The sequence below is a fragment of the Lacrimispora sp. 210928-DFI.3.58 genome, assembly GCF_020554865.1.
In the GTDB taxonomy this organism is placed as follows: Bacteria; Bacillota; Clostridia; order Lachnospirales; family Lachnospiraceae; genus Enterocloster.
In genome coordinates this window covers 19,491-33,060 of the sequence record NZ_JAJCIC010000011.1, presented here as the reverse complement: position 1 = coordinate 33,060, position 13,570 = coordinate 19,491, and the positions used below count along the sequence as shown (strand labels likewise).

The window sequence follows — 13,570 nt, the reverse complement described above, 5'->3', positions numbered from 1 at the left end:
CGCTGACCGTAAGAAACTGTGGAAAAACAGACAGAAACAGACACATGGAAAAGGGTATTTAAGCATTCACAAGGGAAGGCGGTAACAGAGATGAGAACGAGCTACAGGATTGACATAAACGACAGAAGTATGTACCCCATGGGAGCCACTGTGATAGAGGGAGGAATGCATGTTTCCTTTGTTTCGAAGGGAACAGAGTGCGCCCTCCTGCTGTACAAAAAGGGCAGCAAGGCCCGTAAGGAGCGTATCCTATTCCCTCAGGAATCCAGAATCGGCAATGTGTGGAGCATGACAGTTCTGGGCGATTTTGAAAATATGGAATATACCTTTGAGGAGGATGGAAAGGAAGTACCGGACCCCTATGGCAGGCAGTTTTCCGGCAGGGAGCGCTGGGGCAGTGAGGATCATCTGAAGCATACCCTTCGGGCAGTGTGCGGTGAGGAGCCCTTTGACTGGGAGGGAGACAAGCCGCTCATGATCCCTTACCAGGACAGCATTCTTTACCGCATCCATCCAAGAGGTTTTACAAAGCATGCTTCCTCCGGCGTGGAGGGGAAGGACAGGGGGACCTTTCGGGCGGTTGCAGAGAAGATCCCTTACATGAAGGAACTGGGTGTCACGACTGTGGAAATGATGCCTCCGGTGGAATTTGAGGAGGTCATCCTGCCGGATCACATGGATGGCAGCCCCTTTGCGGAGGAGGAGCCCACCGGCAAGCTGAATTACTGGGGCTATACAAGGGGACTTCTGTTTGCGCCAAAGGCCGCCTACTGCGCAGGCCAGGAAAAGGATCCCCGCAAGGAGTTTAAACAGCTGGTAAAGACCCTCCATAAGGAAGGGCTGGAGCTGGTCATGGAACTGTATTTTGACGGGACAGAGGCTCCCTCCCATGCCCTGGATGCCGTGCGCTTCTGGGTTCAGGAATATCATGTAGACGGGATCCATCTGGTAGGCTATGCTCCCCTCAAGCTGCTGGCAGAGGATCCTTACCTCAGCAGGACAAAGCTGTTTGCCTGCAATTGGGAAAATGTAGACTTTGGAAACTGCCGCCACCTGGCGGAATACAACCAGGGCTTTATGACGGATATGAGAAGTTTCCTAAAGGGAGACGAGGGCCAGCTTAATAACCTGGTAAAGCGTACCCGCAGAAGCCCCAAAACCATGGGAACCATTAATTTTATGGCAAATACGGACGGCTTTACCATGGCGGATATGGTCTCCTATGATGTGAAGCACAATGAAGAGAACGGTGAGGCAAACCGGGACGGTACGGATCACAACCAGTCCTGGAACTGCGGCGTGGAAGGTCCGACAAGGAAAAAGAAGGTTTTGGCCATGCGCAGAAAGCAGCTTAAGAACGCCATGCTTCTGCTGTTTTTGAGCCAGGGAACCCCGCTTATCATGGCAGGAGACGAATTTGGAAGGACGAAAAAGGGCAACAACAATTCTTACTGCCAGGACAATGAGATATCCTGGATCAACTGGGGACTTTTAAAGGCCAACAGAGACCTCTGCGAATTTACAAAGTATGTGATCGCATTCCGCAAGGCCCATCCTGTATTCCATATGGAGGAGGAGCCGGCCCTTCTGGATTACCGTTCCGTAGGACTGCCGGATGTGTCCTACCACGGGATAAAGGCCTGGTGTCCGGAGTTTGAGAGCTTCCGCAGACAGTTGGGCATCTTCTACTGCGGCAAATATGGAAAGAAGGCGGACGGGACAGAGGATGATTATTTCTACGTTGCCTACAATATGCACTGGGAGCCCCATGAGTTTGCCCTTCCCCATCTTCCGAAGGAGTTAAAATGGCATCTGGCTTTTGATACGGATGACGAGGCAGCAGGCGGCTTTTACAGGCCTGGTACAGAGCCTCTTCTCTCGGATCAGAAGCAGCAGCTGATCATGGCCAGGTCCATTGTGGTCTTTATTGGAAAAAAGGCGGAGGCTCCGGAGGATGACACTGACAGAAAGTCCGGGGAGACAGAAGAAAAAGAGGAGTAACTGTGAGGGTACTGAACAGTTACAAAGAGGAAATAAAGGAGACACCAAAATGTTGACAGATTCCATCAAGGAGTATATAAAAGAACACGAAAAGGAGGCCTATGACCTTCTTCTTACCATTGCCAGGATACCATCTCCTTCCAACCACGAGGAGAAGCGGGCCAGATTCTGTAAGGAGTGGCTTGAGGCCCAGGGGGCAGAGGGCGTATATATTGATGAAGCCCTGAATGTGGTCTATCCCGCAGATATGAGAGAGGAGGGACCCATTGAGGTGTACATGGCCCACATAGATGTGGTATTTGCAGACGAGACAGAGCTGCCCCTTGAGATCAGGGACGGACGCATCTGCTGTCCGGGAGTGGGCGATGATACGGCCTGCCTGGCAAGCCTGCTTCTGGTGGCAAAATATATTGCAGAGCATAAAAATACTCCCCAGTGGAAGGAACTGCGCGGGGAACATGCCCCTGGCCTCCTTTTGGTCTGCAATTCCGGCGAGGAGGGCCTGGGAAATTTAAAGGGTGTAAAGAACATATGCAGCCGTTACGGCAGCAGGATGGAAAGCTTCTGTACCTTTGATGGCTCGTTGGAAAGCATGGTGGACAGGGCAGTGGGCTCTCACAGGTATCAGGTCACTGTACGGACCCAGGGAGGCCATTCCTTCAGCAATTTTGGAAGGGACAATGCGATTGAGAAGCTGGCCGGGATCATCGAGAGGCTGTATCAGATAGATGTTCCGGAGCGCGGAAAGACTACCTACAATGTAGGCATGATCTCCGGCGGGACCTCGGTCAATACCATTGCCCAGGAGGCCCATATGCTCTATGAGTTCCGTTCAGAGCACAGGGAGAACCTGGCCTGCATGGAAGAACAATTCCAGGAGATCATAAAGCAGGAGCAGGAAAAGGGACTGGATGTTTCCTGGGAGCTTTTGGGACTGCGGCCTTGTGAGGGAGAGGTGGATCCCGAAAGGAAAAAACAGCATTCCGAACGGGCTGCCAGGGCTGTGGAGGCTGCAACCGGTGTCAGGCCGGTATCAGGAGCTGGTTCTACAGACTGCAATATCCCCCTTTCTCTGGGGATTCCCAGCGTGTGCATCGGATGCTACAGGGGAAAGGGCGCCCATACCAGGGAGGAATATGTGGAGATCGACTCCCTAAAGGAGGGCTACCTGGTAGCCTTTGAGATGATACTGGGCAGCAATTGACATAATGAAAAATCTCCCCACATAAATTGAAGTGGGTACTCTTCGGGAGTGCCTCCGGGAATATGGAAAGTCATATCCCGGAGGCATTTTTGCTGTAAAATTATTATATAGAGTATCCGAAAGGAAGCGTGTGAGCAGAGGGGAGAAAGAGATGACAGACTGGTTTGCCATGCCGGAGAGGGATGTGCTTCATGCCCTGGGATCAGATAAAAAGGGGATCAGTGAGAGGGAGGCCAAGGACCGCCTTCAAAAATATGGGGAAAATGTTCTGGAAGAAGAGGGTCCCCTGCAGTGGTGGCAGGTATTCTTAGAACAATTTAAGGACCTGCTCGTCATGATACTCATTGGGGCAGCAGCTATTTCCATGGCGACAGGGGACGCGGAGAGCACCCTGGTGATCTTTTCCGTACTCCTGCTGAATGCCGTGCTGGGCACCATACAGCACCAGAAGGCAGAAAAATCCTTAGACAGCTTAAAGCGTCTCTCCTCTCCGGAGGCCCGCGTGGTGAGGGGAGGCCGCGCCATGACGGTTCCTTCTGCCGAGGTGGTCCCTGGGGATATCCTGATCCTGGAGACAGGGGATCTGGCAGCGGCAGACGGGAGGCTTCTGGAGGTCTATGGCCTGACTGTAAATGAGAGCTCCCTGACAGGAGAATCCTTAAATGTGGAAAAGCATGGGGGAGTCCTTAAGGGTGCACAAAGGGAGGCTCCCGTCCTGGCCGACAGGACGAACATGATCTTTTCCGGTTCCCTTATCACATCTGGCCGGGCGGTGGCGGTGGTGACTGCCACCGGGATGAATACGGAAATTGGAAAAATAGCATCTCTTATGAATGAGACAGGAGAGAAAAAGACACCTTTGCAGATAAGCCTGGACCGCTTCTCCGGCCATCTGGCCGCTGCGATCATTGCCATCTGCGGGGCTGTGTTTGCCATAAGCCTTTACCGCAGGGAGCCCGTATTGGATGCCCTCATGTTTGCAGTAGCCCTGGCAGTGGCAGCGATCCCCGAAGCCTTAAGCTCCATTGTCACCATTGTCCAGGCCATGGGGACACAGAAGATGGCAAAGGAAAAGGCGATCATCAAGGACCTGAAGGCAGTGGAAAGCCTGGGCTGCGTCTCTGTCATCTGCTCAGATAAGACTGGGACCCTGACTCAGAACAGGATGGATGTGGAGCGCGTATATCTAAGCGGAAGAGAAATGGCAGTACAGGACCTCAGAGAGCACAGGGACAGAGCGGATGTTAGGCTGTTCCTCTACGGCGCAGCCCTGAACAACAATGCCTCCGGATCAGGCCGGACGGCGGCAGGAGATCCTATGGAAGCCGCCCTTCTGCGCATGGACGGGGAAGCCGGGGTGATACCGGAGCAGATACGTCTCATGTGTCCAAGAAAAGGGGAGATCCCCTTTGATTCCTCCAGGAAAATGATGACGACTATTAACGAGGTGGAGGGCCAGGGGCTCATATTTGTGAAGGGAGCTGTGGACGTCCTGTTAAAGCGCTGCAGCCGCCTGGCAAATCCGGCGGCAGGAATTCCCGGCGCAGCCAAAGCATCCATTGCAGTCAAAACTCCTGCCACAGCCAAAGCATCCGTTCCGGCCGGGACTCCCGCCGCAGCCGGAACCTGCGCCGCCGTTCCCTCCAGGGCTATGACCATCTCTGACAGCAGGAACATTCTAAGACAGAATGAGCTCTGGTCCGGCCAGGGACTGCGCGTGCTGGCATTGGCCTGCCGCCCTCTTGAAAAGGAGGAGCAGCTTCCCATAGAGGATGGCCTGATCTTCCTGGGACTGGCTGCCATGATGGATCCGCCGAGACCGGAGTCACGTCCTGCCGTAGCCAGCGCCCGCCAGGCAGGCATCCGCCCTGTGATGATCACAGGGGACCATAAGGTGACAGCCATGGCCATTGCAGAGCGCATTGGTATCTTCTGCCAGGGAAATATGGCTGTGACGGGAGCAGAGTTAGACCGGATGGAGGAGGAAGAGCTGGCAGATAAGCTGGAGCAGATCTCCGTCTATGCCAGGGTATCTCCGGAACACAAGATCCGCATTGTGGAGGCCTGGCAGAAAAAGGGCAGGATCGTTGCCATGACAGGAGACGGAGTAAACGATGCCCCGGCTCTAAAAAAGGCAGATATCGGAGTTGCCATGGGGATCGGGGGCACGGAGGTCTCAAAGGATGCCGCCTCCATGATACTGGCTGATGACAATTTTGCCACCATTATCAAGGCCGTATCCAATGGCCGCAACGTATACCGCAATATCAAGAATTCCATCCAGTTTCTCCTGTCCGGCAACATGGCAGGAATATTATGTGTACTGTATACATCCCTCAGGGCCCTTCCTCTGCCCTTTGCCCCGGTGCACCTGCTGTTCATCAATCTGATCACCGATTCCCTTCCGGCCATTGCCATTGGCATGGAGCCGGCAGAGGAGGGACTTTTAAGGCAGCCTCCCAGGGACCCGAAGGAGGGGATCCTTACAGCGCCATTTATCAAAGCCCTTCTTTTCCAGGGAGGAATGATAGCAGCAGCCACCATGTGGGCTTATGGCACAGGCCTGTGGGAGGGAGGGCCGAAGACGGCCAGTACCATGGCTTTTTCCACCCTGACGCTGGCCAGACTGTTCCATGGATTTAACTGCAGGAGCAGCCATTCGATCATACGCCTTGGGCTTTTTGGCAATCTTTACAGTGTAATGGCCTTTGAGCTGGGGGTGGTCCTTCTCGCCGCTGTGCTTTTTGTGCCGGGACTTCAGGTGATGTTTGCGGCTGCGGATCTGACTCTGGGCCAGGTTGCCACAGTGGGAGCCGCAGCATTTTTCCCTACTTTATTGATCCAGATCTGCAAGATCTTCAAGGAACTGGCAGAGTAGGCGCAAAATTTGAGTTTGCGTATTTTGCGCTGGGGCTGCTGAGAGGATGGCTGGAGGCTCCGGGTTTCGGATCTAAGAAGCGCTAAGACACCTGTTTTTTTCTAAAAGCCAGAGCCGCATCAAAGAAACTCGCTGCGCTCAAACAGTCATTGATGCGGCCCTGAACGAAAAAACCAGCTGCCTAAGCGCTTCTAAGGTCCTGCAAAGTCGCCCCAGCCATCCTCCCGGCAGCCCCGGCGCAAAATACGCAAACTCAAGAGGCAAAATCGTAGATAAATTCAGAAAAATGTGGTAAAGTAAACAATAAGAATTGTTTTACGGTAAAATGCAGGAGGACTTGATGACATGAGACTTGTTACATATGAAATTGAACACAAAAGCGGACTGGGAGTCATAAGCAAGGACGGAAACTGGGTATTTCCCCTTCGCTCCCTGGATATGGATTACAAGACCATGCAGCAGCTGATCGAGAGTATAAGTGAGTCGGAGAAGCAGCTGCTGGATTATGTATCAGGGCAGGATCCGTACAGCATCAAGGGGGCAGCTCCCATTGGTGAGGTAAGGCTTTTGGCTCCGATTCCCTATCCAAAGCAGGATGTCATCTGCCTGGGCATCAACTATATGGCCCATGCTGAGGAGTCTGCCCGGTATAAGAAGGAGGCTTTCGGAGGAGAGCGGCCCTTTGCCGTCTATTTTTCCAAACGTGTGAACAGGGCCATAGGAACGGGCGAGGGGATCCCCAGCCACAGTGATATTGTGGAGGATTTGGATTATGAGGCAGAGCTGGCGGTCATTATCGGAAAGCAGGCCTATAAGGTGCCGGAGTCAGAGGTAAAGGACTATATCTTCGGATACACGATCATCAATGACGTCAGCGCAAGAACACTGCAGACCCGCCATAAGCAGTGGTATTTTGGAAAGAGCCTGGACGGCTTCCTTCCAATGGGTCCCTGCATCACCACGGTGGATGAGCTGGGCTTTCCTCCTAAGGCACAGGTGCAGTCGCGGGTGAACGGAGAATTGAGACAGGACAGCAATTCCGACCTCCTGCTGTTCGGGGTAGAGCACATTGTCAGCGAGCTTTCCCAGGGCATGACACTGGAGCCCGGAACGATCATTGCCACAGGTACTCCGGCAGGCGCGGGCATGGGCTTTACACCGCCAAAGTTCTTAAAGCCCGGAGATGTGGTGGAGTGCATCGTGGAAGGAATCGGTTCCATCAAAAATCCAGTGGTTTAAATGAGTACATTTTTTAAATAAGCATAAAATAGGAATCTACAAAATAAGGGGGCTAATAAATGGAACAGAAATTATACGATTTAATGGATTGGGCAGGTATTGAGGAGCTGGTGTATTCAGAGGCATCCAATCCCCACGGGATGCTGGGACCTCATGTGACAGAGCAGGGGCTTTTGATCCAGGCCCTGATACCGGGTGCAGCCTCTGTCAGCGTGAAACTGACAAAGAGCGGCAAAAAATATGCCATGGAATTAGCCGATGAAGCAGGATTTTTTGCAGTCCTCATTCCCAGAAAGAGCATTGCTCCATACACCCTGCTTGTGAAGGGCGAGGACGGAACAGAGGAGGAACTTCAGGATCCATATGCCTTCCCTTCCCAGTACACAGAGGAAGATTTAAAGAAATTCAGTGCAGGCATCCATTATACCATCTATGAGAAGATGGGTGCCCATCCTATGACGGTGAACGGCGTTTCCGGCGTCAATTTTTCTGTCTGGGCTCCCTGCGCCATGCGCGTCAGCGTAGTGGGAGATTTCAACCATTGGGACGGCAGAAGGCATCAGATGCGCCGTGTGGGCGAAGGGGACGGCAGCGTGTTTGAGCTGTTCATTCCAGGGCTTTCAGCCGGAGATATTTATAAATATGAGATCAAGACAAAGGCCGGGGAGCCGATGTTAAAGGCAGACCCATATGCCAATTACTCTGAGCTGCGCCCCAGCAATGCCTCTGTAGTATGGGATATCAACGGATATACATGGCAGGATAAGGAGTGGATGGATGCGCGGGCAAAGGCCGATACAAAGGACAAGCCCATGAACATCTATGAGGTGCATCTGGGCTCCTGGAAGCGCAAGGAGACAGAAAAGGACGAGGAGGGCAAGGACATTGTCGGCTCTGAGTTCTACAACTACCGTGAGATCGCCAAAATGCTGGCTGCCTACGTAAAAGAGATGGGATATACCCATATAGAGCTGATGCCTGTGATGGAGCATCCCTTAGATGCCTCCTGGGGCTATCAGGTGACCGGCTATTACGCACCGACCAGCCGCTATGGAACACCCCAGGATTTCATGTACTTCATGGACTACATGCACAGTCAGGGCATTGGCGTGATCTTGGACTGGGTACCTGCCCACTTCCCGCGTGATGCCTACGGCATGGCCTGCTTTGACGGAACCTGTGTGTATGAGCATGCGGATCCCCGCCAGGGCGCTCATCCTCACTGGGGAACATTGATCTACAATTACGGCCGTCCGGGAGTCTCCAACTTCCTGATCGCCAATGCCCTGTTCTGGGCAGACAAGTACCATGCAGACGGGATCCGTATGGATGCAGTGGCTTCCATGCTCTATCTTGATTACGGTAAGAATGACGGCGAGTGGGTTGCCAACATGTACGGCGGCAATGAAAACCTGGAGGCAGTTGAGTTCTTAAAGCATTTAAACACCGTATTCAAGGGCCGTAAGGACGGAGCAGTGCTCATTGCAGAGGAGTCCACAGCCTGGCCCATGATCACAGGCGAGCCAAAGGACGGCGGCCTGGGCTTTGATTATAAATGGAATATGGGTTGGATGAACGACTTTATCAGCTATATGCGCTGCGACCCCTATTTCAGGAAGCACAACTACGGTGAGCTGACCTTCTCCATGCTCTATGCCTACAGTGAGAACTTTGTGCTGGTATTCTCCCATGACGAGGTGGTTCACGGAAAGGGCTCCATGATCGGCAAGATGCCGGGAGAAACCCTGGAGAAGAAGGCAGAGAATCTGCGTGCTGCCTACGGCTTTATGATCGGCCATCCCGGAAAGAAGCTGCTGTTTATGGGACAGGATTACGCCCAGGTAGATGAGTGGAATGAAAATGCATCTCTGGAGTGGAACCTTCTGGAATATCCTGTTCACAAGGACATGCAGGCCTATGTGAAGGCATTGAACAAGCTGTATCTGGAGCATCCGGCTCTCTATGAACTGGATTTCTCACCGGAGGGCTTTGAGTGGATCAACTGCAGCTACCATAATGAGAGCATGGTAATGTTCATCCGCAGGAGCAAGAAGAAGGAAGAGACCCTTCTGTTCATCTGCAACTTTGACAATGTGGAGCACGAGAAGTTCCGTGTGGGCGTTCCGTTCTACGGAAAATATAAGGAGATCTTTTCAAGCAATGCAAAGGAGTTCGGCGGTGACGGCAAGGGCAATGGCCGCGTGAAGACAGCGAAAAAGCAGGAGTGGGATGAGCGTGACTATTCCATCGAGATCACCATTCCGGCTATGAGCTTTGCAGTGTTCAGCTGCACTCCGGCTGAGGAGCCGAAGGAAGAAAAGGCGAAAAAGGAGGAGCCCAAGAAGCTTGCCACAGCGAAAAAGGAGCCCAAGAAGCTTACCACAGCGAAAAAGGAGCCTAAGAAGCTTGCTACGGCCAAAAAGGAACCAAAGAAGCTTTCTACCTCTAAAAAAGAGCCGGATAAGATTGCCACCAGCAAAGCAGAACCGGGAAAGCTGGAGGATAAAAAAGAAAAATAGGATGAAAGCCGCGGATATGCGGGACCAGAAAACAGAAGGCGCAGGCCGGTGGGCCTTGCGCCTTCTGCCGCTGCAAGAAGACGGACATACTGACTGCGGGAGTTTTTATGATCAACTATCTCAGGAACCTATGGCTTACCATTTCCATCAGGAAAAAAATAGGTATATTTGCGATCATGGTCATCTTGATCATGATTTCTTCTGTTGCCTTCAATATCAGTATCATGAACTTCTCATTGGACAGCTTTAACATTATATTAAATGACAATTCCAGATGCCATGATTTCCAGGAGGCCATGGATCTGGAGGTAAAGGCCTTTGCCATATATGTCAGGGAGAGGACGCCGGAGAACAGGGAGGAGTACGTTCTTTCCTGTGTGAGGACAGAGCGGTGCATACGCTCCCTGCCCTTTGAGTATTCCAGAATAGGAGCAGAGAGATATGCCAGAACCTGGAATATCCGAAACGGCTATGAGGGCTACCGCGTATTCCGCGATGCCCTGTTGGAAAAAGAGCGCCAGGACAGCGAATACGTGACAAATCTGTATCAGGTATACAGAATACAGTCCTATCTGCAGGATTACGCCCGCCGCCTTGTTCAGCTGACCCTGAGAGATGGAAATGCCAATTATCAGGAAAAGGTCCCGATCTTCTATAATCTGCCGTTTGTGATACTGGTATTCTCTATCGCTATGATGATCATGGTGATGTTCCTGACAAAGGTTTTGGCAGGAACCTTTGTGACTCCTCTTGTCATGCTGGCCCACAACACAAGAAAGATCGCCAAAAATGATTTCAGCGGCAGAGATGTAGAGGTTGCCAATAAGGATGAGATGGGAGAGCTGGTATATGCTTTTAATAAAATGAAGCACGCTACCGAAGGCTATATTAACACCCTAAAGGAAAACAACGAGATGGCAGAGCTTCTGCATAGAGAAGAAATGGAAAAGATCGAGATGGAGAAGCGCCTGGATGCAGCAAGGCTTGAGCTGTTAAAAAGCCAGATCAATCCCCATTTCCTGTTCAACACTCTGAATCTGATCGCCTGCATGGCAAAGCTGGAGGAGGCCTCCACCACAGAGCGCATGATCACCAGCATGAGCAACCTGTTCCGGTATAATTTAAAGACCTCGGAGCAGATCGTCCCTTTAGAGCAGGAGCTCAAGGTGGTGCAGGATTACATGTATATACAGCAGATGCGGTTCGGAAGCAGGATACGCTACGAGAACAGTATTGAGGTAGATGCAAAAGCCGTCCTGATCCCGGCATTTACACTTCAGCCGGTTGTGGAAAATGCGATCATACACGGCCTCTCTAAAAAGGAGCAGGGAGGAAAGGTGTTTTTGCGGGTCTGGAAGAGGGAAGGCATACTCATCATCTCCGTGGCAGATTCCGGCCTGGGGATGAGCGGGGAGAAATGTGAGGATCTCCGTGAGGCCCTAAAGGAGCACAGCACTGCAAGGGTGGGCATTGGGCTGGGAAATATTTACAAAAGGATACACACCATGTACCGGGGAGGCCATGTAAAGCTCTACAGCTCCGAAGGCCATGGGACGGTCGTGCAGCTGATAATCCCCCAGGAAGGGGAAGAGGTATAGCAAGGACGCAGAGGGAGGATGATATATGTACCGTTTGCTGATAGCGGATGATGAGATGATAGAGAGGGCAGTGCTGTATAAGACCCTGAGTAAGAATCTGGAGGGGCAGTGCACGATCTTTCAGGCAGAAAACGGCAGGGAGGCCTTGAAGATCTACGAGGAGGAGAAGATACAGATCGCGATCCTGGACATTGAGATGCCGGGGATCAACGGAATTGAGGCGGCCCAGAAAATACGGGAAACAGACAAGGACTGCTGCATTATATTCCTTACTGCCTTTGATGAATTTTCTTATGCGAAAAAGGCCATAACAGTCAGGGCCTTGGATTATCTCTTAAAGCCCTATGACGAGCAGGAGCTGATGCTGGTGCTGGAGGAGGCTATGCGGATCGCCGGGGAGCGGGAGAAGGAAGACCCGGTTCAGGAAGAGCGTGCAGTGCCGGAGCAGGAAGCGGAGGCGCCGGACCAGGAGCCGGAGGGCGATAATGTCCGTCTGGTGAAGGTGACAGAGGTCATAAGCCAGTATATCCGGAACAATTATATGTACGATATTTCCATGCAGGATCTGGCAAGGACCATGAATTACTCTGAGCCCTATTTCTGCAAGCTCTTTAAGCAGTGCTTCAACAAGAACTTTACCTCTTATCTCACAGAATACAGGGTGGAGGAGGCAAAGAAAATGCTGGAACAGCCTACGGTCAACGTAAAGGACATCGGCAAAGCAGTGGGATATGCGGACTCCAACTATTTTGCAAAGGTGTTCAAGAGGATCACCGGACAGAGCCCTACGGAGTACCGGTTGTATATATTCCAAAAGGAATAGGCGTTTATTTGGCCTTTTTCTGTGCCATATGCATAAAGAAAAATGTAAGATAAGATAAAATCATACTATGATTCACAAAAATTTACTATATCCAGAATGGACAAATCCTCTTATAATAAAAATAACGTAAGAAAAACGTTAACAAATGCTGAAAAAGCATAAAAATTGTATTAAGAGGAGGAAATGTTACATGAAAAAGAGATGGTTAAGCGCAGCTCTCTGTGCAGCAATGGTAGCAGGCTCCCTGGCAGGATGCGGATTAAAGTCCCCAGAGACCACCACAGCAGCAGCTACAACCGCAGCAGCAACTGAGGCAGCAAAAGAAGAGGCAGCTGAAGGCGAGGCTACAGAGGCAGCAGCAAGCGGTGCTTATGACACAGCAAACATGCCTGAGATCACTCTGGTATACGCAGAGGTTAACCCACTGGATACAATCGTAGGAAAGATCGCTACTGACTTCAAGTCAAAGGTTGAGGAGTTATCTGACGGCAAGATCACGATCGACGTACAGGCAAGCGGCGTTCTTGGTTCTGAGAACGATGTTCTGGACACCATGCTGGGCGGCGGCGGCACCATTGATATCTCCCGTATCTCCGCATTCGCTCTGACAAGCTACGGCGGCCAGAAGTCCATGCTTCTGTCCTTACCTTACACCTTCGTAAGCCGCGATCATTTCTGGAATTTCGCAACAAGCGATCTTGCTGACGAGTTCTTAAATGAATCCCAGGAGAACGGCTCCGGCGTAAGAGGCCTGTTCTACGGCGAGGAGGGCTTCCGCCACTTCTTTACTGTTAACGAAGTAAAGGGCATTGAGGATCTGGCAGGTATGAAGCTGCGCGTGTCCAACGACCCTGTTATGAACGGTCTTGTTAACGGCCTTGGCGCTAACCCAACCGTAGTTGCATTCAACGAGCTGTACTCTGCACTGCAGACAGGCGTTGTTGACGGTGCTGAGCAGCCGATCGCTAACTACAAGTCCAACGCATTCCCGGAGGTTGCTCCTAACCTGATTCTGGATGGACATACACTGGGCGCTGTACAGATCGTTATCACTGATGAGTCCTGGGGCAAGCTGACAGAAGATCAGCAGGCTATCCTGGTTGAGGCTGGTAAGTACGCTCAGGAGAACAACCGTAAGAACTCCGAGTCCATGGAGAACGAGGTTCTTGAGCAGCTGAAGGCTGAGGGCTGCAACGTAGTTGAGGTTACAGACATCACTCCTTGGCAGGAGGCTACAAAGCAGGTTATCACAGACAATACAAAGGGCTATGAGGATCTGTACCAGCAGCTGTTAGATATGCAGTAATA

General features: G+C 51.7%; 8 protein-coding genes. All 8 read left to right on the top strand.

Annotated elements, in window-relative coordinates:
* Positions 1-90: 90 nt before the first annotated feature.
* The 8 genes from LIZ87_RS08835 (at position 91) to LIZ87_RS08800 (ending at position 13,568) form a co-directional block, all read left to right on the top strand.
* Positions 91-2,001: an alpha-amylase gene (locus LIZ87_RS08835; protein WP_178316890.1), complete on the top strand. Its 1,911-nt coding sequence runs from the start codon at positions 91-93 to the stop codon at positions 1,999-2,001.
* 49 nt (positions 2,002-2,050) lie between these two features.
* Entirely contained in the window at positions 2,051-3,205 is a 1,155-nt protein-coding gene (locus LIZ87_RS08830) for a M20/M25/M40 family metallo-hydrolase (RefSeq protein ID WP_330664573.1), read from the top strand.
* Positions 3,206-3,356: 151 nt separating this feature from the next.
* On the top strand, positions 3,357-6,083 hold the full coding sequence (locus tag LIZ87_RS08825) for a cation-translocating P-type ATPase (RefSeq protein ID WP_178316892.1): 2,727 nt from the start codon (positions 3,357-3,359) through the stop codon (positions 6,081-6,083).
* Between the two features lie 345 nt (positions 6,084-6,428).
* A complete protein-coding gene (locus LIZ87_RS08820) occupies positions 6,429-7,322 on the top strand; it encodes a fumarylacetoacetate hydrolase family protein (RefSeq protein ID WP_178313294.1) in 894 nt (297 codons plus the stop codon).
* Positions 7,323-7,381: 59 nt separating this feature from the next.
* Positions 7,382-9,841, top strand: a complete 2,460-nt coding sequence (gene glgB / locus LIZ87_RS08815) for a 1,4-alpha-glucan branching protein GlgB (protein ID WP_227146489.1) — start codon at positions 7,382-7,384, stop codon at positions 9,839-9,841.
* Between the two features lie 107 nt (positions 9,842-9,948).
* Positions 9,949-11,439, top strand: coding sequence for a sensor histidine kinase (locus LIZ87_RS08810; RefSeq protein ID WP_227146487.1), 1,491 nt, complete (start codon positions 9,949-9,951; stop codon positions 11,437-11,439).
* Between the two features lie 25 nt (positions 11,440-11,464).
* The gene (locus tag LIZ87_RS08805; protein WP_227146485.1) at positions 11,465-12,262 is read left to right on the top strand and encodes a response regulator transcription factor; all 798 of its coding nucleotides are present in this window, start codon (positions 11,465-11,467) and stop codon (positions 12,260-12,262) included.
* A gap of 190 nt (positions 12,263-12,452) precedes the next feature.
* Complete coding sequence (locus tag LIZ87_RS08800) at positions 12,453-13,568, top strand: TRAP transporter substrate-binding protein (protein ID WP_227146483.1); 1,116 nt, start codon at positions 12,453-12,455, stop codon at positions 13,566-13,568.
* Positions 13,569-13,570: the final 2 nt, after the last annotated feature.

Bases quoted from the DNA above. Each gene is read 5' to 3' on its own strand.
- LIZ87_RS08835 (WP_178316890.1), top strand. From the start codon at position 91: ATGAGAACGAGCTACAGGATTGACATAAACGACAGAAGTATGTACCCC.
- LIZ87_RS08830 (WP_330664573.1), top strand. From the start codon at position 2,051: ATGTTGACAGATTCCATCAAGGAGTATATAAAAGAACACGAAAAGGAG.
- LIZ87_RS08825 (WP_178316892.1), top strand. From the start codon at position 3,357: ATGACAGACTGGTTTGCCATGCCGGAGAGGGATGTGCTTCATGCCCTG.
- LIZ87_RS08820 (WP_178313294.1), top strand. From the start codon at position 6,429: ATGAGACTTGTTACATATGAAATTGAACACAAAAGCGGACTGGGAGTC.
- glgB (WP_227146489.1), top strand. From the start codon at position 7,382: ATGGAACAGAAATTATACGATTTAATGGATTGGGCAGGTATTGAGGAG.
- LIZ87_RS08810 (WP_227146487.1), top strand. From the start codon at position 9,949: ATGATCAACTATCTCAGGAACCTATGGCTTACCATTTCCATCAGGAAA.
- LIZ87_RS08805 (WP_227146485.1), top strand. From the start codon at position 11,465: ATGTACCGTTTGCTGATAGCGGATGATGAGATGATAGAGAGGGCAGTG.
- LIZ87_RS08800 (WP_227146483.1), top strand. From the start codon at position 12,453: ATGAAAAAGAGATGGTTAAGCGCAGCTCTCTGTGCAGCAATGGTAGCA.